11 protein-coding genes are annotated in these 23,874 nt (G+C 46.4%); 9 read left to right on the top strand and 2 right to left on the bottom strand.

Annotated elements, in window-relative coordinates; translation table 11 throughout:
- Nucleotides 1-17: 17 nt before the first annotated feature.
- Nucleotides 18-1,118: a hypothetical protein gene (locus ACTNDI_RS11715; RefSeq protein WP_441101164.1), complete on the top strand. Its 1,101-nt coding sequence runs from the start codon at nt 18-20 to the stop codon at nt 1,116-1,118.
- Between the two features lie 192 nt (nt 1,119-1,310).
- Nucleotides 1,311-1,823: a type II TA system antitoxin MqsA family protein gene (locus ACTNDI_RS11710; protein ID WP_441101163.1), complete on the top strand. Its 513-nt coding sequence runs from the start codon at nt 1,311-1,313 to the stop codon at nt 1,821-1,823.
- A 357-nt stretch (nt 1,824-2,180) separates the two neighbouring features.
- Here ACTNDI_RS11710 and ACTNDI_RS11705 read toward each other — a convergent pair whose 3' ends face one another.
- Entirely contained in the window at nt 2,181-2,426 is a 246-nt protein-coding gene (locus tag ACTNDI_RS11705; RefSeq protein WP_441101162.1) for a hypothetical protein, read from the bottom strand.
- 665 nt (nt 2,427-3,091) lie between these two features.
- Between ACTNDI_RS11705 and ACTNDI_RS11700 the strand changes: the two genes are divergently transcribed.
- The 4 genes from ACTNDI_RS11700 (at nt 3,092) to ACTNDI_RS11685 (ending at nt 12,662) form a co-directional block, all read left to right on the top strand.
- The gene (locus ACTNDI_RS11700; RefSeq protein ID WP_441101161.1) at nt 3,092-5,230 is read left to right on the top strand and encodes a SpaH/EbpB family LPXTG-anchored major pilin; all 2,139 of its coding nucleotides are present in this window, start codon (nt 3,092-3,094) and stop codon (nt 5,228-5,230) included.
- Between the two features lie 96 nt (nt 5,231-5,326).
- Nucleotides 5,327-6,184 (top strand): class C sortase, encoded by an 858-nt coding sequence (locus tag ACTNDI_RS11695; RefSeq protein ID WP_441101160.1) that lies wholly within the window; start codon nt 5,327-5,329, stop codon nt 6,182-6,184.
- Nucleotides 6,181-7,416 carry a DUF7601 domain-containing protein gene (locus ACTNDI_RS11690; RefSeq protein WP_441101159.1) on the top strand — a complete coding sequence of 412 codons (1,236 nt, stop codon included), beginning with the start codon at nt 6,181-6,183 and terminating at the stop codon, nt 7,414-7,416. Before ACTNDI_RS11695 ends, ACTNDI_RS11690 begins: the two co-directional genes overlap by 4 nt.
- A complete protein-coding gene (locus ACTNDI_RS11685) occupies nt 7,413-12,662 on the top strand; it encodes a VaFE repeat-containing surface-anchored protein (protein WP_441101158.1) in 5,250 nt (1,749 codons plus the stop codon). The genes ACTNDI_RS11690 and ACTNDI_RS11685 overlap by 4 nt, the downstream gene beginning before the upstream one ends.
- A gap of 89 nt (nt 12,663-12,751) precedes the next feature.
- Here ACTNDI_RS11685 and ACTNDI_RS11680 read toward each other — a convergent pair whose 3' ends face one another.
- Nucleotides 12,752-14,083, bottom strand: coding sequence for an S-layer homology domain-containing protein (locus ACTNDI_RS11680; protein ID WP_441101157.1), 1,332 nt, complete (start codon nt 14,081-14,083; stop codon nt 12,752-12,754).
- A 648-nt stretch (nt 14,084-14,731) separates the two neighbouring features.
- On the opposite strand from ACTNDI_RS11680, the gene ACTNDI_RS11675 reads away from it, so the two are divergent.
- The 3 genes from ACTNDI_RS11675 (at nt 14,732) to ACTNDI_RS11665 (ending at nt 23,791) form a co-directional block, all read left to right on the top strand.
- The gene (locus tag ACTNDI_RS11675) at nt 14,732-15,427 is read left to right on the top strand and encodes a hypothetical protein (protein ID WP_441101156.1); all 696 of its coding nucleotides are present in this window, start codon (nt 14,732-14,734) and stop codon (nt 15,425-15,427) included.
- 90 nt (nt 15,428-15,517) lie between these two features.
- On the top strand, nt 15,518-16,288 hold the full coding sequence (locus ACTNDI_RS11670) for a hypothetical protein (protein WP_441101155.1): 771 nt from the start codon (nt 15,518-15,520) through the stop codon (nt 16,286-16,288).
- 12 nt (nt 16,289-16,300) lie between these two features.
- Nucleotides 16,301-23,791: an InlB B-repeat-containing protein gene (locus ACTNDI_RS11665; RefSeq protein ID WP_441101154.1), complete on the top strand. Its 7,491-nt coding sequence runs from the start codon at nt 16,301-16,303 to the stop codon at nt 23,789-23,791.
- Nucleotides 23,792-23,874: the final 83 nt, after the last annotated feature.

Below are 23,874 nucleotides of genomic sequence, written 5' to 3'. Positions count from 1 at the left end.
ATCAGGAGGAAAAATCCATGACGAATTACACGAAGCCACAGTATCTCATGAGTAAAGATATTCCTGTTGTAAAAATCACAGGATTTTTTGTGGAAGTATTGCGTCCGGATTTGCTGCCTCTGGCCATTCGTAACCCGGAGGTAGATTTTGACAGTATCTATCATGGATGGATCGGGACGCGTGTCATGAGCATGGGCCGTTCCAATGCAGAAAAGATTATGGATGGCTTGCGATTGCCGCGGTCAAACACGTATGCCGCCGCAGCATCCATGCATTTCGCGTCATTGTCGGATTGCTACTGGATCAGGCAGGAAGCAGAAGATATCAGCTGGGCAGAGGTAAGCTTGTATAGGGCTGATATATCCGAGGATGTAGCGGAAACAAGCCTATTTGGCAAGAAACAGATGTTCCACGGGCATATTCACACACCGGAACCATCAACGGCTGGGCTTTCTGCAAAGGCATGGTATCGCGATGCAAATCAAAAATTGTGGCTTTACAAGATTGGCAAAAAAGAAGTGGCGGCATCGAAAATCCTGGATGCAATCGGAGCGGACCACGTACCTTATCTGGATGCCTCAAACGAACTCCATCAAAGGACAGAGGAAGAACAGATTCGAAAAATAGACGAAAGGAACGAAGAATTAGTGAAATGCCCCATAATCACCAGTGAGCAAAGATCCATGGTCACCTGGTATGATTATGAAGAACATTGCAACGACGAAAATATAAATCCGTATACACGAATCAAACAGAACCCAAAATATCATGAAATGCAGGTATGTGATTATCTACTGAGCAATTCAGACCGGCACGGAGAAAACTGGGGCTTTTTCATTGATGCAGACACCGGAAAACTGGGAGATTTACACCCGCTGTTCGATCACGATCATGCTTTTTCCGAAGACACGAAGATCATCGCACAAACCACCGAACACGACATGTCCTTAAAACAAGCTGCTCTTCAATCTCTTCCGTGTGCCAAACGGCTTAATCTGAACACGATACGCACGATGCAACGTCCGGAAGAGTTAACGGAGGAACAGTGGATGGGTGTACAGCAAAGGGCGAAAGTTCTCATGAGGGAAAGAGTAAAGCAGTGCGAAGAAAAGCGGTGAAATAGCACAGATTTCATTTCGCCGATATAGTTGGGGCAGCGAACCAGACGGAAGATATGTCTACCTTTTGAAAGAAAAAACATACATTATTTCATATATTTTTTTACTAAACGATGCTTTCATCTCGGCAATTGAATGGCCGAGAATTCCTGCATGAAATTCCTATATACGTAAATGGAAAGGAGGCAAATGATGGAGCCTAGCACATTAATTAGAAAGGTTCATATGGATTGTCCCTTGTGCGACAAAACGCATGAAGTGGAAGAAAGAAAACGCTTTGCAACGATTACTCTGAAAGGAGATAAGGTAACCTATGAAGAGAGGTTTTATTTTTGTGCAAATGCAGATGATGAGGAAAATGAATTTGAAACTGGCTCTATGACAAATGAAAATCTTCTCAATGCTAGGAATGCATATCGTGTAAAACATGGATTACTTACTTCTGATGAAATCGTGGCAATAAGAGAAAGCTATGGACTGTCTCAAGTAGACTTAACAAAATTACTTGGTTGGGGAGAAACTACAATTTCTCGTTATGAGAGTAAGGCGATTCAAGATGAGGCATATGATACTATGTTGCGTTTGATAAAAGATAATCCGCTGCAAGCTTTGGAATTTTTGAAGAAAAATGCGGATAAATTTCCTGGTACCAAAAGAATTGAAGTAAAATCAAAAATCGTGGAGAAGCTAAAAAACACTAGATAGCCATAACAGTTACCTAGTATTGTGATATCTTAGCGGTTATTTACTGGATGTCAGTCTGGATATCGTTTCGGATATCGTTCTGTCTCCGGTATCTTAAGTCCCCGTAGTGGACTCCCCATTATCCAAGGGGTGACTGGATACCCTTTCGAGTATCATCGCGTCCGTGGTAATTAACCTGCCCAAGTGCAGTACAGCTTTACGTGCCGCCACACGAAACCTTTATGGTTCAATCTTATTATATGGCACGACAGTCAATAAAGATTAAAGGCAAAACTCGGAGTCATGAAATGAGACATCATCTTGAAAAGGCTGCTGCACTAAGAACAGTGTAGCAGCCTTTTTAAGTGTCTTTGGAAATCAGACAAGCTCTTTTTCTTCGTCCATCAGACGTTTTGCGTCATCTTCTGAAACCTGATATTTCTTCATGATCCGCTGCATAATTTTTTCTTCTGCAACACCATCATCTCTCATGATGCCAATTGCACCAAGAACGATTCCTTCGTCACGACCTCTTTTTTCACCTCTTTTTTCTCCTCTTTTTTCGCCTTGTTTCTCTCCTTGTTTTACTCCTTCAGAAAAAATATAGCTGCTGTAGTTACACATACTGCTCACCTCCTTACGGACCGCCTCTGTGACTGGTATGTCATAATTTTCTTCCAAATCCTGTATTTTGTCTTCCGGACGGCTTTTCTTCGATAAAAGCGTTGACAGCATTTCTGTTATTGTATCACGTCTCATGTCGGTCAGGTGCGGTCCGGCATATTTTTTGTTTACGCATCTGTTTCTCATAAGGTCCGCACAAACAGAACATGTTTCCTCTCATGCAGATATTCCATCCGCATTTTTTCGACATTTCATTCACGACGACTCTTAACACTCTCCATTAGGAAAACTCTCTATTAAGAAAAAAATCTCCAAAAAGAAAAAAATAAAAACAAAAACAGTCATATATAAAAACGCGGCCCCGTGGTCATACCAATTTTGCTTCTGTTATGCAAAAGATTATGTATTTCTACTTTGCAAAAAGTGAAAATTAGCAAAAACAAAATCAGTCATATATGAAAGTAGCGTTCTTTGTAAATATATCGTCGGGCCCCGCATGAAGCCCGTGGATTGAAATCGTAATCAAGCAAACAAGGCAAAGGAGGAAAAATGATGACAGGCAGCAGACGATGGCCCATCCGGACCCACGGTCCGTGAGCAACATAAAGAACTTTTTTACCACACAGTCACAGAAAGGAGAGGGGCTGGTTGCCCCGAGAAAAGAAATGAAAAATCGTATGAAATCCAGAATCAAAAATCTGGCTGCAATGAGCATTGCCGCAACAATGGCAATGACTTCCATGGCGGCCCCGGTTTTCGCGGATTCCGCAAACCCGCAGATCACCGCATCAACCATTGACACCACGAAGAGCGGAAGCATCACCATCTTCAAGGTAAAAGAAAACAACGGCAAGACCATTGACAACAAGGGTACACAGGGAGCGACAAGCGCTACCCAAACCCCGATGAAGGGCGTGGAATTCTCCGCCATCAAGGTTGCGGACATCGAAACTTTGACCACAAAGAACGGCGTCGGCGTTTATTTCGACAATCTTGACCAGGATTTCAAGAGCCTGATTCTGAATTCCGTGGCCAAAGAGCAGCTGACAGAAGCCAAGGATGCGGATGGAACATTGGTAACTAACGGTTCCGCTCCGGTAGTCACCCGCCCGGATGGAAGCGGCGATACCCAGGCGTATACCACGGAAACCATGCAGAAGGTGATGGATACCATCAACGCGGCGCAGGGCGGAGAGAAGTCCCTGAATGACTTTGTGATCAACAACCGCGGCAACAACGCGAAGACCATTTTCACCGGCACAACCGATGCAAACGGAGAGACCGTACTGGACAAGCTTCCGCTCGGCCTGTACCTCGTATGCGAGACTGATATTTCCGGTTATGATCCGCAGACCGGAGAGGATAAGTCAACAGCATCGCAGATTGCAAACGGTGGTACTTACAGCGACAAGAGCGGCCAGATCACCGTGGACCCGCACCAGACGGCAACCGGACAGGACAAAGTTGTTGGAGAAACCACCCGTGATGAGGTCGTTGCCAACCAGTCCAGCCCGCTTCTGGTTTCCGTTCCGATGACCAACCAGACCACGATCGGCAATAATGCGGCGGGTACTGCATGGCAGTATGACGTCACGGTTTATCCGAAGAACCAGACCATCAACAACCCGAAGCGGATCATCAAGGAAGACGATAAGGATACCCTGATTGACCACGGCGATTATGAGATTGGTGAGACGGTTCATCAGGTCCTTCTTCCGGAAGCACCGATGCTGCAGGATGGCAACGCGTACACAAAGTTTGTCGAGACTGATACCATGGATAATGGTCTTACCTTTGACAAGATCAACGGCGTCTATATCGTTCCCCGTATTGCGAACCCGGAGAAGATGAGCGATTACGGCACCCTCACTGACAGCTTCCAGCTTCAGAGCGGAAGTGCGGTCGAGCTGACCAAGGATGATTACGACCTGGCAAAAGGTGAAAAAGACAGTAACGGAAACAGCTCCTTCACGGTTACTCTGACAGAGGCCGGACTTGAGAAGCTGAATGCGATTACCGAGGACAGTCAGGTCATGATCCTGTTTGATTCCGTACTGAACAAGGATACCCAGCATGTCGGCGATCAGGTGGAGGAAGAGAACCAGCCGACCCTGACCTGGAATACTTCTGATAACGGCGGCGAAACAGATACCGACCATTCCATCAAGGGCAACAAGGTTGGTGTATATACCTACAAGCTGAATGTAAAGAAAAACGGCGTAAAGGATCCGACTCGGGTTTCCTTCACCTTCAAGAGAGAAGGAACCGGAGCAGGCAGCAATGAGAACCATGTGAAGGACAGCGATGTCCAGTTCGTCAAAGAGGGTGACGGCATCTACCACCTGTATGACCGTACCTCGGAAAAAACGGACGACATTGTGACAACCGTACATCCGGGCTCCGACGGAAAACTGTACATCAAGGGCCTTGATGAAGAGCACTATATCATGACCGAGACCGCAACTGAGGGAAGAGAAGACGAGAGCGGCGCAAAGAGCCACGAGCTCCTGAAGTCCAAGGTGACGATCGCTCTGACTTCGGTTCCGACCGACGATTCCAACTCCAACCACGGCGTAACCGGTGCTCTGGATGCAGACAAGACCACCATTACCGCGGACGGAAATACCGCAGCGATTGCTGTAGCCAAAGGCACTGCCTCCTTCAATGTTGAGAACTACGAGTCCCTGAACCTTCGGACCGGCGGCGAGGGCCGTGCAATGGTTTACGGCGCAACCCTTCTGATCGTAGTCGGCGCGGGCAGCGTTCTTGTTCTGGCTACCAGAAAGAAAAAGAAAACCGTATAAGTCCTGACACAATCCGACATTCGGCAGGACATGGAAAATGTCCTGTCGGATCATCCGATTGCAGCAGGAAAAGAGAGAAGAAGAGAGGACACCCTGATGAAGCGAAAAATACTACTTCTTACCGTATGGCTGATTCTTACCGCGGGAGTCGCGGGACTTCTTTCTCCCCTGATCCTTGACCAGTACCATCTGGCAACTGCGGTAACGAAATATACCGGTTACAGCAGCGAAATCGATGGCATGAGCAAGTCAGAGATTGCGGAAGAGAAAGAAAAAATAAAAGCATACAACCAGAAAATCGCCAAACAGCAGAAGGAAAGCTTCTTCAGCTATCGGGGCGCGGATGCCACGGATTCGGAATATGAATCCATCCTGGACCAGAAAGACGGCGCGATGGCATATATCATCATTCCGAAAATCAACGTCTACCTTCCGGTGGCGCATGGAACCAAAGACAGCGAGCTGGAATATGAAACCGGGCACATGTACGGGACAAGCCTTCCGTATGGCGGAGACAGCACCCACGCAGTGATTGCCGGCCACACGGGGCTCATCAGCAACCGGATTTTCACCGACCTGACAAAGCTTGCGAAAGGAGACAAGTTCTACATCCGGATTCTGGATGAAGAGCATGCCTACACGGTGGAAGACATCCGTGTCCTTTTGCCGGGCGACTGTGATCCCTACATGCAGGTAGAGGACGGAAAAGATCTCGTCACGCTTTACACCTGCACCCCTTACGGCATTAACGACCACCGACTTCTTGTCACCGGGAAGCGGACCTATCCGGACATCCCGGTCAAATCCGAGGGAGAAACCATTCTCCTGAAGAACAACGACAAGCTGCCATGGATCAAGATGGCGCTGCTGATCTCAATTCCTGCTGCTCTTGGAACAACCGGATGCGTGTGCATCCTGAAGAAAAAGAAAAAGAAAGGAGAAAGCGAAGGATGAAAGGAACATTTCTGAAAAAATTGTTCTGCCTGTCCTGCTGCGTGGCTCTTGGGTTGTCTGCAGTGCCTGTTGGTGCGGCGGAGAATCCGGACACCCGGTCATCCGTCATTGATCCGGCACAGACCGGAACGGTTGTCATTGACTATCAGGACACCTTGGACGGAAACGATCCGGTCACGGACGCGGAATTCACATTCTACAAGATCGCGGACCTGAACATGCAGATCACGGCAGAAGATGCATCTGACCTTTCGAAGGCTTCCGCAAGCAAAGACACGGACGCCGTTTCCGGATCAAAAACGGACGCGGATCCCACTTTAAACGCATCGGAAAGTCTGGAATCGGAAGCGGTAAGCTCCAGTTCGGTGACCGACGACAGTTCAGAAGATCAGGCAGAAAAACCGTCCGCGGACGAACCGGATACGGTCACATCCGTAGGAAACCAGTACGTTTCCATCATTCCGGATCTTACCATCGATCAGAATACGGACGCAAAAGAAATTGCGGCAAAGGTACAGGCATATTACAAAGATCATCCGGAAATCGGGCCGAGTTATACCGGCAAGACAGGTGAGGACGGAAAACTCGCAATCAGCGGGATGGCGCTTGGGGTTTACCTTGGAATGGAGACTTCTCCGGCATCAGAACATTACGCGTCAACCCCGTTCCTGTTCCAGCTGCCCTATAGTGACGGCGAGGAGATCGACCGTACCTTCTGGAACTACGAGTTGAAAGTGGAGCCGAAGGCCCTGCCTGCAGGCGACATTGTCATCAGCAAACAGGTAACCGGCACTGCCGGAGACACAAACCAGAAGTTCAATTTTGTTGTTGAATTTAAGACGACAGATGCCAGCCTTGCTGTTCCGTATGAAATTTCAAACGGAACAAAAGGAACGATCAAAACCGGAGACAAGATTCAGTTGAAATCCGGAGAAGTTGCAACCATTACGATGATTCCATGCGGTTCGGACTACAAGGTAACCGAGGTGGAAGCGAACAAGAACGGGTACAAGACCACAGCAGAGGGTACTTCCGGACGCATTGTACGGAAAACTCCGGCAAAGGTAAAGTTTGTCAACAGCAAAGACAAGCCGCCGAAGCATACAGACGATAAATCCGGAGGGACCCCGACGGGTGATACTCTGCCGATCCTGTATATGATCCTGGCAGCCGCTTCGGTTTGCATCATTGGAATCGTCTTATTTGTTACACGCAGGAGGAAGAAAAAATGAGGAAAATTCAGAAAACACTGAACATCATCCTTGCGGCCGCTCTGGCTGTCACGAGCTTTCCTGCAACAACCTTTGCGGGAGAGTCCGTGAAGTCTTCTTCCGCAAGCGTTTCATCCGCATCAATTTCGTCTTCATCAGAATCATCCATCCTGATGAAGGACACGGATGAAGCAGAAGATACGGTGATGGAAAAATCCGATCTTTCGTCTGCCCGCCTTCTGGTTGGGACAGACGATGCGTCCGTCGTGGCGGACGATCAGGATCACATCCTGTCTTCGTATGACGGTTTGTACCTGATTCAGTATCCGAGCGAAAAAGCAGCGAAAAAGGCTTATGACAGCTACCTTGAGACAGCGGATTTTGTCGATATCGATAACGCAAGTCTCAGTGCCGCAGATTCAGATACGGATATCACGGATGTCACAGAGGATCATGTGATGACAGAGGAGAGCAACCCTCTGACAGAGCTCGCCGATGCGCCATCCGGCAATGTCAAGAAGGGAACAATTGCCCTGATTGATACCGGTGCGTCAAAAGGAGGCAATGTCACAGAGGCGGTTTCCATGCTTGGCGACGATGCTTCCGATGACAATGGCCACGGAACACAGATGGCGGGCTATATCACCGAAGAGGATCCGGATGCCAGAATTCTTTCGATCAAGGCTCTGGACGCAAACGGAAACGGAACCCCGTCTTCGGTAACAGCGGCTATCAAGTATGCCATCGAAAGAAAAGTAAGCGTGATCAACCTGTCCCTTTCCGGAACAAAAACTGCGGAGACTTCTGCAGTGGAAGAGGCAGTAAAAGAGGCGGTTCAGACCGGAATTGTGGTGATTGGTGCCGCGGGAAACAACGGCAAAAATGCCAAATATTACATTCCCGGCGGAATTGACGAAGCGATCATCGCTGGCGCGGCAGACGAGGAAGGACAGAAAATCAAGGATACCAACTACGGCGATACCGTTGATTATTATGTAGCCGCCGCATCGACTTCCGAAGCAGCTGCAAGACTTTCGGGTATCTACTCAAAAGAAGGAAAGATTGCAGCCGATAACAAAACGATCTTCACAACTGTCGCAACAGACAACAGTAAGACGGATGAAGACACTACGGATAGCACATCCGACGGCATCAAAGCAGCCAATGGAGGATCCGGAAGTGAAGGAGCATCCGGAGGCGGAGCAATTGGAAACGTGCATGGTTTCTTTGTATGGCACGATGGTGGAAGCAGTACAAATGCTGACATTGGTAATGATAATCAAGTGACCAGCAAGATTACCGATTTCAGAACACAATGGATTCAGAAGGTTGCAATCGGACGCACGTTAAATTCTATTGATTATAACAATGTTACAAACTATGTGCATCTGTATAACGAGGCAGCAAGGACCGCTATACTGGATGCGGCGACTCGTTCAAACACAAATAAAGCCAGAGTTGTTGGAGCGATTGGTATTTATACCATCGGCAATGATAATCAGGCATATCCTGTTTATAATTATCCGGAAAAGGATTGGTACACCTTAACCCACATGCGGGCGGATAATGGTTCTGGACTTCCTGGTTCAACCTGGGCTTCTGTTCATTACAATAATGGGCAGGCAACAAGTGAGAACTGGAGAGAATGGCTGTATGAATATGGTTTGAATAAAGTGCGTGCTTCCGCCACGTTTAACAATACGACTGTTATTGTTTATGCTGTAGCAGAAAACGAACCGTCATCACCTCCCAGCGGCGGAAAAATTAAAATCCGACTCGATAAATATTTGCAAAGAATGGATACCGGAGGCCAACAGAAGGTAACCGGTTCTACTTCTTATGATAACAGCGATTTCACGTTTGAAGTAAAGATGCGTAATTACGGAGGCAGCCGTCCGTCAAAGCCTAGTGTAAGTGATGGTACATGGTATCCTTTTAATCCGAGCACTATTCATCCCGGTCAGGAATACTCGATGGACACGAAAGGGGTCGCCGGAAGTTACAGTAGTATTAGTGACTGGGTAGCCAAGAACAAGTATTATGTAATTGCTTATCGAGAAACTGGCGCTCCATCTGGTGTAACAAAAGACCCCGGAAGAGACGGCGATGGATGGAACTATGCGATTTTAACAATGTCTGCAAGCGGTACGGCCTCAGTAGCTTTGGCATATGCTTCAGAATCTGTTACGAATACGTACCGCCCGCCGAGTGGAGAACTGAAAATTAAGGTTAATAAGTACGTTGACGGGACACTTGTAACAAATTACGGTACTTATACAAATAGCGATTTTCAGTTCGAAGCCAAAATGCGTGATTTCGGCGGTTCCTATCCGCGGAATTACAGTGTAAACAACGGGGATTGGTATCCCTGGGGTGAAACACTTTATCCTGGCCAAGAATATACAAGACCCGTAACAGGTACCGATCGAATCTATAGCAGCACCGATGATTGGGTTGCAGGTAATCGTTATTATGTAATTGCAGTTAAGGAGACGAAATGGCCAGGTAACGTTACGCCTGACACTGGATGGAAATATATTATTGTAGAAATGACGGCCAATGGCAGTACTAGAATAGCCACTCCATCGGGCGGAACACCAACAGTAGATGTTCAAAACTACGTTAATACTCCGCCGCCAACAACAACACCTACTCCAACCCCGACCACAACCCCGCATACAACAACAACGCCTACGCCAACCCCGACAACGCCGCCTGCTACCCCAAAGGGCTCCCTTCGTCTTCACAAGTCATCCTCCAATCCGGAGATGACCGAAGGAAATCCGTGCTATACGCTGAAAGGTGCAGTATACGGCGTCTATAAGGACAAGGCTTGTACGCAGGATACCGGAAAACGGCTGGCTACGAATGCAAACGGCGATACCAATACGGTAGAACTTGAAGTGGGAACCTATTACGTCAAAGAGCTGACAGCTCCCAAAGGGTATGTTCTGTCAAATGAAGTAAAAGGGGATACTCTGACAGAGGGAACGACAAAAACAATCGAAGTAACCGACACACCCGGAAACGACCCGATTGCCATTACAATCAATAAAAATACAGCAAATGCTACCGCAAATGTTCCTTCGCTGGAAGGAACGGAGTTTACCGTAAAGTACTACAACAATTACTACAGCAGCCTGTCGGAGCTTCCGGAGAAGGCGACAAGAACATGGGTATTTGCGGCGAAATATAGATCGACAACAGGACTTTATACCGTTGTATTCAATAATACATATAAGGTTGGTGGTGACGAGCTATATACGATAAAGGGTTCTTCAGGCACACGCACTGCGATTCCCTACGGCACCATCACTATTCAAGAATCCAAAGCCGCCACTGGATATGAAAATGACGCGTCCTTCACTGAATCTAACGGAACCAGCTACGGATCTGTCGTCCTGGCAAGAGTCGATGACAGCGGAAATCTGATTTCTGTGAAGACAGGAAACAGCCTGTCCGACACGTCACTGGATGTCAACGATACACTGATTCCGGTACCATCCACCAGTCTTCGTAACGAGGAAGGATCACAGTATACGGAAGCAAAGAAGGATGTTAAACTGACGGATACGGTAAGCATTAAGAACCTGAACTCCTATATTGGAAAGACGATCACGGTATCCGGAACGCTGTACGACAAGACGACCGGGCAGCCGCTTTCCATTAACGGAAAAACCGTTACGGCTTCGACCACCCTGAATGTAACCAGTGAAACCGGAGAAGTAAAGAACGTCTTCACGTTCGACGCAGCCGGTATGCAGGGGAAAACCGTGGTGGCAACAGAGTCTATCCTTGTCGATGGAAAAGAGATTGTCTCTCACAAGGATCTGAATGATACAGAGCAGATGGTCTTTTTCCCGAAGATCAGCACGATCCTGTATCAGGACGTCAACGGAGACAAGACCGCGAATGACGGGGAGAAGATCATCGCCTTTGATCTGGACAAAAACGGAAAACCGGTACAGGCAGCGGATGATACGAAGGCATTTGATACCAACGTCACACTGACCGACCAGGTAATCTATGAAAACCTCGCTCCATCCAAGGTATACGAAGTAACCGGAAAGCTGATGAAGGTGAATGCGGATGGAAGCCTCACCGATACCGGAATCCGGTCAAAGGAAACCTCGTTTACAACCGGTAAAGCCACGAGCGGAAATCTCACGGCTTCTGGAAGCGCGGACATTCATTACAGCTTTGATGCCATGCAGTATCAGAACTGCCAGCTGGTTGCTTTCGAAACACTGAATCTTTCCGGAGAGTCCGTATCGGCAAGAGAAGAAGAGAACATCGAGGCACAGAGGATTCGTATCCTGGTGTCAACGCCAAAGAAAGTAGTCTCCAAGGTCAGCAACAACCGTTATGAGATCCATACATGGAGCATCACAACAAAGATCCCGTCCGGAATGGAAGATTCCAAACCGGAGCAGAGAGGAGCGTCCTTCACAGATGTGATTGACTCCCGTCTGGATTACAAGGGAAATGTAAGAGTGGATGTGGTTGATTCCGAGAAAACGAACGCAAATATTCTTCTGACATTGAGCAGCGGAGATTACACCATTTCCGGAGCAACTGAAGGAACCGCGGGCGGTACGCTGAAAGTCACTTTGACAGCCAGCGGACTGGAGAAGATTTCAAAGAAGCAGTATGAGGGCGTGGATTATTTACGGCTGCGCTTTGATACGTTGATCAATTCTACTGCGGAGATTACACCGGAAAATGGAGTAGACATCCCGAACAAGGTTGAAATCCGCTGGGATGATCTCGGAAAAGTTCTTCTGATGCATGGCGATGACCATGTAACCTCCGGATCTGTCCGTATCATGAAGATCGACAACAACCATCAGTCCCTTGCCGGAGCGAAATTTGTTCTTCTGAAAGCGGACAAGTCCCGGTATCAGCAGAACAACAGCACCGGAGCAAATCCAAAGGATTATCCGGAGCAGGTATCCGGAGCCGATGGCTATGTCACATGGACAGGACTGGAAGATGGCACCTATTATATTCGAGAGACAGCAGCACCGAACGGAAAAGAACTGCAGGCGGATGACATCAAGGTGGTGCTGAAAGACCATAAGGTTACCAGTGTCAATGACACACAAGTTACCAATCCGGTATTCCGGGTTGCGGACAGTGGAAAGCTGACCCTGCAGACCGGCGGACCGGGAAGAATGATCATCCTTGTTGTGTCTATCGCTGCGATTGCCCTTGCGATCTTTGCATTGCTTGCGGTCATGAAACGGCAGAAAGGAAATGAAGCTTAACACTTGACGTAAGAATTGACAGAAAGAGAGCCGGGAGCATTTTGCTTCCGGCTTTTATCTTATGGAGGGGAAGTGTTATTTTATAAAGATTACTTTGTTGCGCCACAGATGGAGCATTTATATCCGGTTGTTACGGTTTCGTCATAGGCAGGCTTGTCTACTACGGTTTTGGTCCCGTTCTGTACTTTTTCGTAATGACCTTCAGCATCATGATAAATGGTCTGAACCTGTTCAGGGATAAGACTATATGAATATCCTTCTACGGCAACGTGATCACCCATTGCGTCTTCATCAGTTGTTGTCCATCCACAATGATTGCATTTGTAGTAGAAATCACTAACAACTTTCGTTTCTTCCCATGCCGGCTTATCCTCTACCCATTTCTCCTCGTATACCGGTTCCTCATGTGTTACTGCCTCATGATGCACCGTTTTCGTAATCGGCTCCCACTTGTGCTCGTGAGCAGGAGTTGTGCCGGTATCTGACTTGCCCGTATTTCCCGATGTGTTCCCGGAGCTATTTCCGGTATCCGTCTGATTGGTATCTTCAGAAGTGCTTCCGGTATCCGGCTTCTTCGTGTCGTCCGTTACCTTGCTGTCGTCCGGCTTCTTCGTATCATCCGTCACCTTGCCGTCATCCGGCTTCTTCGTGTCGTCTGTTGACTTGCCGTCATCCGGCTTCTTCGTGTCGTCTGTTGACTTGCCGTCGTCCGGCTTCTTTGTATCATCCGGCTTCTTTGTGTCGTCCGGCTTCTTCGTATCGTCCGGCTTCGTCGCATCGTCCTTCTTACCATCATCCGCCTGAACGCTATCTGTATTCGAGATAAACTTTACAATCTGCGCTCTGGTGCAGGGATTGTCCGGGCCGAACTGGTTGTTTCCGACACCGTTGGTGATGTTGTTTTCCGCAGCCCATGCGACCGCCTTGGAATAATACTTTCCGGAAGGGATATCGCTGAAACCTGCATTCTTTGTCGGCTCTTTGCTGCCCTCGAGTCTCCACAGAAGAGTGATGGCCTCTTTTCGGTCAATGGTTCGTTCTCCGCTGAAAGTGGTTTCAGAGGTTCCTGCTGTAATCTTGTTGTTTTTTGCCCACATCACAGCCTCGGCATAATACTGATCCGTGACGTCCTTGAACGGATTTCCGGCAAGGGATGTTTTCGGAGAGCCCTCGTATCTCCACAGGAACGTGACAATCTCTCCTCTGGTACAGGACTTCATCGGACTGAAGGTTGTTTTGGTCGTTCCGGCTGTGATGCCCTTGTCCGCTGCCCAGTATACCGCGTCGTGATACCACGCACTCGATCCGACATCAGAAAATGCAGAAGCGGCAGGCTTTGTATCCGCGTAAGCTGGTGATGCGGACATGATCATAGCGGCTGCAAGAACCGCGGGGATAAGTTTCGTAAACTTTCTTTTCATAGTAAATCCTCCTTTAAAAACGATAATGTTGTTTTTCCTGGTTCGCCATACCTGTTTTTGCAGGGCTTATAGCTTCCCATCTATATATGGTCGATTTTTGAGCAAAAATTTCTGTACGTGCGGATTTTTTGAAATTTTTTTCATCACAAAACTCTCGAAAAAATATAAAAACTTTGATCGAAAATCGACCATATATAAATGATTAGATCAATCGATCCTGGATACACAGGATATGGACGAAGATAGCCAAAAATACACCACATTCTGTATATGGTATTTTGCGCCTCTTCCGCATTTATTTTATAAGGGTTTTTCTGGTTTTACAAGGCGATTTTGGCGGCGCAGAAAATAAATACGAAAAAATAAAAAAAATAAATGAAAAACAGTCATATATATAGATAGAAAATTTTGGATTGGAATACATAAATTGCCTTTCCGGCAACAGAAGAACCGAAAATATCCTCTCGGCATTCTGGAAAGGTATGAAATACAAAATTAGAAACGGAGGAAACAAAATGGAAAGCGGAAAATCAAATTGCGGCCGCCTGCCACCGACAACTGAATAAAAGAAGACAATGTTTAAATGCAACATCTAATAGAAAGGACCCGAAAAAATCGGGAACTCCCAATCGAGCTTGGCAAAAATCGATGAAAACACAGATTTCGAAACTTATCGCTATGGGCCTCACAGCCGCAACCATTATGGGCGGAGTGATGCCTGTTTACGCAGCAGGAACCCCGACCACTACGGATGGGGCGCTGGACGCAAAGACCGAACTGTATACGACAACTGACGCAAAAGGGACCGGCAGCTGGGGCGCAGGCACTTCCACCACAACAAAGAACGGTGATGGTGCCATCGACCTAACCTATGACACGACAAATGGTCAGTGGAAAGACAGCGTGGATGTAGACCACGACAACGGCACCTATGTGGTACGTATCCCGACTGCCATCAAATATGAGAACATGCACGTCGGAAAAGTTGCAACTTCCAATGATTACGATGTCATTGTAGAGGGTGTACTTGCTTCCGGAAAGAAAGTCACTGTATCCGCGCAGACGGGTCAGCCGGTAGCGTTCCAGGGAACAGTCGCGAATGCAAACGACAAGATCACAGAGACAACATCCATGAAGGGGACGGCTACACAAAACAAGGAAGGCGCTTACAGCGATGGTACAGACGCCAACAAGCGTACTTTTACCGCGGAGCAGGTGTCTAAGATGGACGACGCAGGAAAGGTTACCGGTACTACCGTACAGGATAATATTTCCATGAATGGATTCGCATATTCTGCGGGCACATATACTGGAACCGTCCAGTATTCTTCAGCACTGGCATAACGCATTTTTCGGCAGGCAGCCACAAAACAGAAGAACAGCGGGCGCATTTTTGCGCTTCGCTGTTTTTTACATAGCTCGATGGGAGGAGTCATGAGAGAAAAAAATACAAATCGTTCCGAAAATCAGAAGAGCTTTCGGATCAACGGATCGGAATATATCGCAGAAAAAAGAAACGCAGGCATAATCGTTGTCGGAGAAATTTGCGCGGCGAAAAGACAGCCGAAACGGACAGAAAAGACAGATATTCTGTTTGAAAAAATCCCAGTGACCGAAAAAAACGCCTCTGGTTTCTGGTGGAAAGATACCGGATACGGGATAAAAACAGAACACGGTTATATACGTGTCATGCAGAGAAAAATCTGGCCTCTTATCATCGGCATTGTGGTTGTGGTCGCAATCCTTTGCCTGATCTGTTTTTTGCTCACCCGTCAGAATCCGGCGCAGAATACCATTGACTATATCGGCGACAAGACCGGGATTGTCAATACGAATAGTGAAGTAAAAGGGGAAATTACCGGATATACGTCCTTTGAATCCGTCCAGGATCAGACGTGGAGCAGTGCCAGCAAAAAACAGCCAATCCTTCTGAAAAATCTGAAGAATAATCCGGTAGATCTTTGCCCGAGTGTGTATCTCGATTTGAATAAGGATGGAAAATTTGCTGAAGATGAATGCGTATGGACAGCAGGCAACGGAAGTGAAAACCGTATTGCACCCGGCAGCGAACTGAAAGAAATTACACTTGACCACACACCGGAAAAGGGAAGCTATGATGCGCAGGTCATCTATCATGCCTATATGCACGGCACAGACACGCCCGCAAACGGCATGAATTTTGCGTTTAAGGTAACGGTAGATTAAGGAGGCGGTTACATGTTTACGAAATGGAAAAAATGGACCAGTCTTGCGCTTGTGGCCGCTCTTTCCATCGGCGCGCCTTCATACGCCCATGCGGACGATCTTTCCGCCATTTCTTCTTCCTCTACAGACGCGGATATGAATGCTTCTGAAAATACGGAGGAAGCAATAGGAGAGTCTCCGGCACAAAAAGATGAACCGCCAGTATCAACCGAGGTTTCTTCCGATACCGCATCGGCTGCTTCCCCGACGCAGGCAGAAGAGAAGGAAACCCCTTCCGACGCACCGGTTGACGATGCTGCTGCATTTTCACAAAGCACACAGTCCGCTGCAAAAGAAGAAGAAACCGACGTTTCCGCAAGCAGTGATTCCTCCGATCATTCCTCATCGGAAAGTGTTGTTGCAGACTCTTCGAATTCAGAAGAAGGAAAAGAGAAAGAGATAGAGGACAAAAAGGATGATGTGGATCTGTCCGGCCTGGATTTTACTTCCATGCGTCTCGTCATTGGTACAAATGACGCTTCACTTATTGCAGGAGATAAGTCGATTGTCGGATCCTATGACAACGTATACCTGGCACAATATGATTCCGAAGAAAATGCGGAAAAAGCATACGAGAAATATTTCGGCAAAGCAGATTTTGTAGAACCGGATACCGGGCTTGGTGCAGCAGAAGAGTCAGCGGAAAATACTTCGAATACGATGACCGAGGCACTAATGACAGAAAACAGCAATCCTATGCAGGAACTTTCCTCTGTAGATTCGGATAGAGAGGATAGTTCTGATGTCGTAGCGCTCGTCGATACAGGATCTTCTTCCTATACGTTCCGTTCTGTTTCCATGATTGGTGATGACGGTGTAGACAAAAACGGTCATGGCACAAACACCGCAAAATGGATCACAGAAGAAGCAGGCAAAGCATCCATTCTTTCCATTAAAGCATTAAACGACGCGGGAGACGGAACGGTTTCTTCTGTTTACGCTGCAATCCAATATGCAATTTCACAGCGCGTGAGAGTGATCAACCTCTCCCTTTCCGGTTATGCCATGAACGACAGTGCCGCGATCGATCAGGCGATTCGTGATGCGGTTTCTGCCGGCATTCTTGTAGTAGGTGCTGCAGGAAATAACGGAAAGAACACTTCGTATTTTGTACCGGGGCGTTGTGCAGACGCGATCATCCTCGGGTCTTGTGATGAGGATGGCAAGCGTCTTCCGTCCAGCAACGATGGAGCAACGGTGGATTACTATGTTACCTCAGCATCTACATCAGAGGCAGCTGCGCGATTCACAGGAAAGCTTGTAAAAGCTTCCTTTATCGCAGAAGACGCAGTAAAAACGGGCGGCGTATTCACAAAAGACGGAGAAAGTTTGAGGAACCCGGAAGAAGAAAAAGGAGAGAAAGAAGAAACAAAGGACGAAAAAACGACACTGTCAGCGGCTGCGGACACCATCACCATTACCCTGAATGCCAACGGCGGAACATTCAGCGACGGGACAACGACAAAACAGGTGCAGTGCACGACATGGTACGACCGCAAAAATTTCCCTTATCCAAATAAATCCGGATATATATCTTGCGGGTGGAGTGAAAATGCATCAGCTCTAAGCGATAAGACGAATGGATATAATTTAACAAATGGTGAAACATTATACGCCGTTTATACACCTTCGTCCGGGACATGGAATGGTAGTACTGGTAGTTGGTACGATCCGAAATGGTCATTTGATGTCTCAACCGGTATCTTAACAGTTACTGGAGGATATGTATACAAGACCATTCAACCATGGTGGAACTTCCCAGAAAGAATAACTCAAATAAAGGCCACAGGTACAGTTTATCTTTATTCTGATAGCAGATCTTTATTTAGGAGATGCGAAAATCTTACTTCTATCAATCTCGCCAATTTTAATACATCAAGAGTAACAGACATGGGGGCAATGTTTTACGGATGCAAGAACCTTACCAGCCTGGATCTTTCTAATTTTTATACATCAAATGTAACAAACATGAGTGAAATGTTTTTCGGATGCGCAAATCTTAACAAATTAGATCTATCCAAATTTAATACATCAAGAGTAACGAATATGTATAGCATGTTTGAAAATTGTGAAAAACTCACAACGCTAGATCTGTCAAATTTTAATACCGGAAATGTACGAGATATGCACCGCATGTTTAATCAATGTCACAATTTGACATCCATTAAATTTGGATCCTTATTTAAAACACAGAATGTCACTACTATGAGTTCAATGTTTCGTGCGTGTGGCAAATTGACATCATTAGATGTATCAGGATTTGATACAAGAAATGTAACGGATATGTCTTCTATGTTTAGTGACGTTCCACTTACAAATACGTCTGTTTCAAACTTTAATACATCCAAAGTCACAGATATGAATAGTATGTTTGATGGTTGTGACTTTGCTACTATAGATTTATCCCATTTTGATACCTCTCATGTGACTGATATGCAAGCGATGTTTATGAATTGCGACAAATTAACCTCGTTAAATCTTTCAAACTTTCAAACGTCCAATGTAAAAGATATGAGTTTTTTTGTATACAATTGTCCAAAACTGGCCGAGTTAAATTTGGAAAGTTTTGTTACATCTAACGTGACACATATGGAAGATTTTTTTGCGTCGTCCGGTATTAAAAAAGCGACTTTTGGGCAAAATTTTGTAATCCCATCGTTTTATAATTACAATTTTTTCCCAACCTTGTATGAGACGTATTCCGGACAGTTAACAACCAACAAATGGGGCCTTGGATCCGAAAACGCAGCAACGTCCTATTCTGGGAATGACTTCATAAAGCTGGGACAAACAAATGGGAAATTAACCGGCACATGGTATGCACAGGCGGCAAAGAAATATACGCTTACCTATAATGGGAACGGCGGAACGCCTTCCACTACGTCAACCACAGGCTATGAAACAAAAACATGGGGCGCTTGGAGCTCCTTGGCATACGCAACAAGAACGGGTTATTATTTTCAGGGGTGGTATACCGCAGCATCGGGTGGCACGCAGGTAACATCCTCTACTCCCTGTACAACAAGTCTTACGGTATATGCGCATTGGAAAGCAAAGAGCTACACGATTTCCTTCGATGCAAATGGCGGGTCTGGAACAACAGCAAGTGTTTCTGCAACCTATGACAGCAATATGCCGTCCATAACCATCGGGCTCAGTCGTTCCGGATATACTTTCACCGGCTTTTATGATGCAGCGACTGGAGGCACAAAATATTATAATGCGGACGGAAGTTCCGCCAGAACATGGAACAAAGCTGCAAATACGACTTTGTATGCGCAGTGGACGTTAACCCCGTATAAGTTTGATGTGAATCCAATGGCACATGTTACAGGATTCAGGCTGAAGAAGAACAAGGCAGATGCTGATAACGGTACGACCATTGGGGATTACTACGCAGACGCGCATATGGGAGATAAGTTCTATCTGTATTCACCGACTTTTGCGACAGGATATGAGTTTAATGGGTTTACTAACCAGTATGGTCCGGGTACGCAGAGTATTTCCGGTTCCACCGCAACAATTACGATGGGAGCCGGAGCACAGGCAATTGCGATCAATGCAAAGGCAACAACCTATTCCATTAGTTACAACGTAAATGGCGGTTCGCTTTCCGGGCAGAAAACATCATATACCATTGAGTCAGCGGCATTCACGCTTCCTGCCCCGACAAGAGCAGGATATACCTTTGCAGGATGGACCGGTTCCAATGGCAGCACACCGCAAACCTCTGTTACGATTCAAACAGGATCAACAGGGAATAAAACCTATACGGCCAATTGGACGGTAAATCAATACACTGTAACCTGTGAGGACTGGTTTGTCGATGCGTCGAATAATCGCAGAGTAAAGCTCGGATCTGCTACAAAGCTATACAACTACGGGACAACTGCAAGCGGTGCTGATTTTGGTTCCAGTACAAGCATGTACGAGTATTATACATATTACCAATATAATGGATGCTCAACGGCTACAGTTGGAACATCCGGAGCGACTGTCTATCGTTATTTCTATGCATGGACAGATTTAAATATTTACTATGCGAACGGGGAAAATCAGGGTGGAGCAACAGTCAGTTTTAAAGTTGGAAACGGAAATTGGAATGATGTAACAAATGAATCCAATACGATTCAGCCGTATGGGACAACTTATTATATTCGAAATATCAGGCCTATTCATGCTTATGAATCATTTAATGGTTCTGTCGCAAACATAACCTACGACAGCACGAATCAGTGGTATACATGTACTCCAACAAAAGCGGGAATTGGAATGGACCTTTATATGTCGTATACCAGTTACTCCATCGGATATACATTGAATGGAGGTATCGTTTCCGGTAACCCGACATCATATAATTACACGACAGCCGCGATCACGTTGAAAAATCCGACTCGTACCGGTTATACATTCGCTGGCTGGACAGAAAGTAATGGTACTACCGCTCAAACATCGGTTATGATTCCGCAGGGAAGTTCCGGAAACAAGTCGTATACGGCAAATTGGAACGCAAACCATACGACCGTTACTCTGGATATGCAGGGCGGTAAAACATCAAACACCGGCTCAGATGCCACGGTAGCTGCAGATAAATCTACAGAAAAATTCACAACCACATACGATTCGGGCAATTATTATTTCAGATCTGTGCCGTCGCGTACTGGTTACACCTTTCAGGGCTACTATACACAGCCAAATGGAAATGGAATAAAAGTATACGGTGCGGATGCGCAGGCGGTTGGTGATGGAACGTATTTTACAGCAGCAAAATTGTGGCATTACACCGGATCTTCAATCACCTTCTACGCGTATTGGACAATCAATACGTATACAAACCATATCGCTCATTGGACCTGGGGGTACAAAAACAAAGAGGGAAATAATGGTGGTAAAGATGCGTTCCAAATCGGATCAAGCGATATCAGCGAGCCCTATGGAGCGAAATACACGTTAAACGCCTCGAACGGGATGAAAATTCCAAATGGATTTTATCTTGAAAATACATTTGGAACAAGCTCTATCTCGAACTTCTGGAATCACTATGCATTTGGAACCGAAATTACGCAAAACGCGGATGTGATGTCTTTTGAGTATGATTATTACCCAAATGACTACACAATCACATATGAGCTAAATGGCGGAACCAACAACTCGGCAAATCCGTCTTCCTACAATGTTCTTTATGGGGTAACCCTTGCAAGTCCTACACGATCCGGATATACCTTTACCGGATGGACCATGGACGGAAAGACGGTAACCGGAATCAACCCCGGTGCAAATGCATCTTTCACCAGTGCCGATGATCTTTATAGCAAATTGGCGTCCAGAACGACAGGAAATAAGAAAGTCATCGCAAATTGGAAAGCCAATAGCTATACCGTTGCATTTAATGGCAACGGTGCAACATACGGAAGTACAGCATCGGAATCCATGACGTATGATACAGCAAAAACCTTAACACCAAATGGATATAGCCGGGCCGGTTATCGTTTTGCCGGGTGGAACACAAAAGCAGATGGATCAGGAACGTCTTTCACGAATGAATCCAGTGTAAAAAATCTGGCTACCAACGGCACAGTCACCCTCTATGCCAAGTGGCAAGCCGAAAATAATACAATTACTTACTCTGCTCAGACCGGCGGCAATGTTTCGCGATCATCCGAAACAATATCCGGAACAAGCGCAGCACAAGGATCGACAGCCACAGCAAAAACCGGATATACGTTTGATGGATGGTATGCTGCTGACCAGAAAGTGGGTGCGTCCGCTTCCTATATTCCAGATTCGCCGTACTCGGCCAACAAGAACTCCCTTGTTGGAAATTATTACGGTGGAGCGGTAACGTATGACGCTTCGAACGATATTTATAATGTGACAGCATCAAAGAATAGTGCAAATTCAAACTGGGGATCGGGTGCTTCAGGAAATACATCTGCCGTAATACCCTATGGCAAATCGTTTACGGTGTCGTTTGATATATATTCCCCAATTGCGACTGCTGTTCAAATTGATATTAATAATTATGCGCAAACAGGTTCTAGTTGGAATGGCAATGATAACGACGGCTCCAGATGGGGCGGTACAAGTACTTCGCTGAAGGCGAATACTTGGACGCGTATTACTTATAGCTGGACAAATGATTCCGCAGGAAATACGAATAAAGTGGCTATGATTGACCGTTCAGGTATCGGGTTGATTATGACAGGAGCAACATCAGATATTACATTCAAAATTCGCAATTATGAAGCAGTAGTTTCGACTGGTCTTTTGCATGACGCATCATCATTTACCGCCCGCTTCACGGCCAATAAGTATAACATTGCCTTTCAGGCCAATGGTGGTTCTGGAACAATGGCAAATGAGACCATGATCTACGATACCGCCAAGACATTAACCGCTAATTCTTTTGTTCGTACCGGATACACATTTGTCGGATGGAACACAAAAGCAGATGGATCGGGAACGTCGTACACGAATGGAGCAACGGTGAAAAATCTCGCTACCGGCGGCACCGTGACGTTGTATGCAAAATGGACGCCAAATATTGGAGTACTTACATACAATGCAAACGGCGGCATGATCGGGACAACCTCGAAAACCGGCTGGTCGATTTCAAAAGATGGAACCATATTGCTTGATGGCAAAATCAATCATTCTTTAAACGGACAGGTTGATGACGGAATTATCGTTTATGGATCCAAATATGATCTCATAAATACAGATAACCAGTCATGGTTAAATCTGTCGCGAACAGGCTATCATATAAAACCCGGGGCACAGTGGAATACGCGCGCAGATGGAACAGGCACTTCGTTTGAACAGGACACCGAATATACAGCACAGCAATTCATTCCCGCGTTGGAAACAACAAATAATGCCACAGCAACTGTCTATGCGAAATGGGTACCAAATGCTTACGATATTGTGTTCGATGCGAATACAGGAACCGGAACGATGTCAAACGAGTCCATGACCTACGATACCGCCAAAACATTAACCGCTAATTCTTTTGTTCGTACCGGATACACGTTTGCCGGATGGAACACAAAAGCAGATGGATCCGGAACGAAATATGCAGATAAGGAATCCGTAAAAAATCTTGCGGAAAGCGGTACCGTAATCCTTTACGCACAGTGGACGGCAAATACCTACACCGTCACCATTCCGACCGCAATTAGTTATACCAACATGCCGACCGGTAAGGTCGATGTCAATACATCATTCGATATATCCGTTGAATGTAAGACAGGATCTTTCACTGACACGATCGAAGTATCATCCGCAGCGACACAAATGGCATCGAAAGGTGGAGGAAACAGCCTCACAGCGGCATCGAAAAGCAGCCAAACACCGTTATCTTTCACATCTGCCGGAACCAAACAGGATCAGGTAGCAATCACAGGGATAGCAAATACTGCCGACGTGTGGACAGGAGCTGTACAATACACGGTCACGAAAAAATAATCCGAAAACAAAAAAAGACGGTTACAGCAACAACAAACAAATGTTCAGGACAGAAAGGAGGACAACGCTTTGTCCTCCGGCAC

Origin of the sequence: Bilifractor sp. HCP3S3_D3 (genome assembly GCF_052063915.1) — a bacterium.
Taxonomy (GTDB): Bacteria; Bacillota; Clostridia; order Lachnospirales; family Lachnospiraceae; genus Bilifractor.
The sequence above is the reverse complement of the archived record's forward strand: the minus strand, read 5'-3'. Positions and strand labels throughout refer to the sequence as shown.

Excerpts from the sequence above, each read along its gene's own strand:
- ACTNDI_RS11715 (WP_441101164.1), top strand. The coding sequence starts at position 18 with ATGACGAATTACACGAAGCCACAGTATCTCATGAGTAAAGATATTCCT.
- ACTNDI_RS11710 (WP_441101163.1), top strand. The coding sequence starts at position 1,311 with ATGGAGCCTAGCACATTAATTAGAAAGGTTCATATGGATTGTCCCTTG.
- ACTNDI_RS11705 (WP_441101162.1), bottom strand. The coding sequence starts at position 2,426 with ATGTGTAACTACAGCAGCTATATTTTTTCTGAAGGAGTAAAACAAGGA.
- ACTNDI_RS11700 (WP_441101161.1), top strand. The coding sequence starts at position 3,092 with ATGAAAAATCGTATGAAATCCAGAATCAAAAATCTGGCTGCAATGAGC.
- ACTNDI_RS11695 (WP_441101160.1), top strand. The coding sequence starts at position 5,327 with ATGAAGCGAAAAATACTACTTCTTACCGTATGGCTGATTCTTACCGCG.
- ACTNDI_RS11690 (WP_441101159.1), top strand. The coding sequence starts at position 6,181 with ATGAAAGGAACATTTCTGAAAAAATTGTTCTGCCTGTCCTGCTGCGTG.
- ACTNDI_RS11685 (WP_441101158.1), top strand. The coding sequence starts at position 7,413 with ATGAGGAAAATTCAGAAAACACTGAACATCATCCTTGCGGCCGCTCTG.
- ACTNDI_RS11680 (WP_441101157.1), bottom strand. The coding sequence starts at position 14,083 with ATGAAAAGAAAGTTTACGAAACTTATCCCCGCGGTTCTTGCAGCCGCT.
- ACTNDI_RS11675 (WP_441101156.1), top strand. The coding sequence starts at position 14,732 with ATGAAAACACAGATTTCGAAACTTATCGCTATGGGCCTCACAGCCGCA.
- ACTNDI_RS11670 (WP_441101155.1), top strand. The coding sequence starts at position 15,518 with ATGAGAGAAAAAAATACAAATCGTTCCGAAAATCAGAAGAGCTTTCGG.
- ACTNDI_RS11665 (WP_441101154.1), top strand. The coding sequence starts at position 16,301 with ATGTTTACGAAATGGAAAAAATGGACCAGTCTTGCGCTTGTGGCCGCT.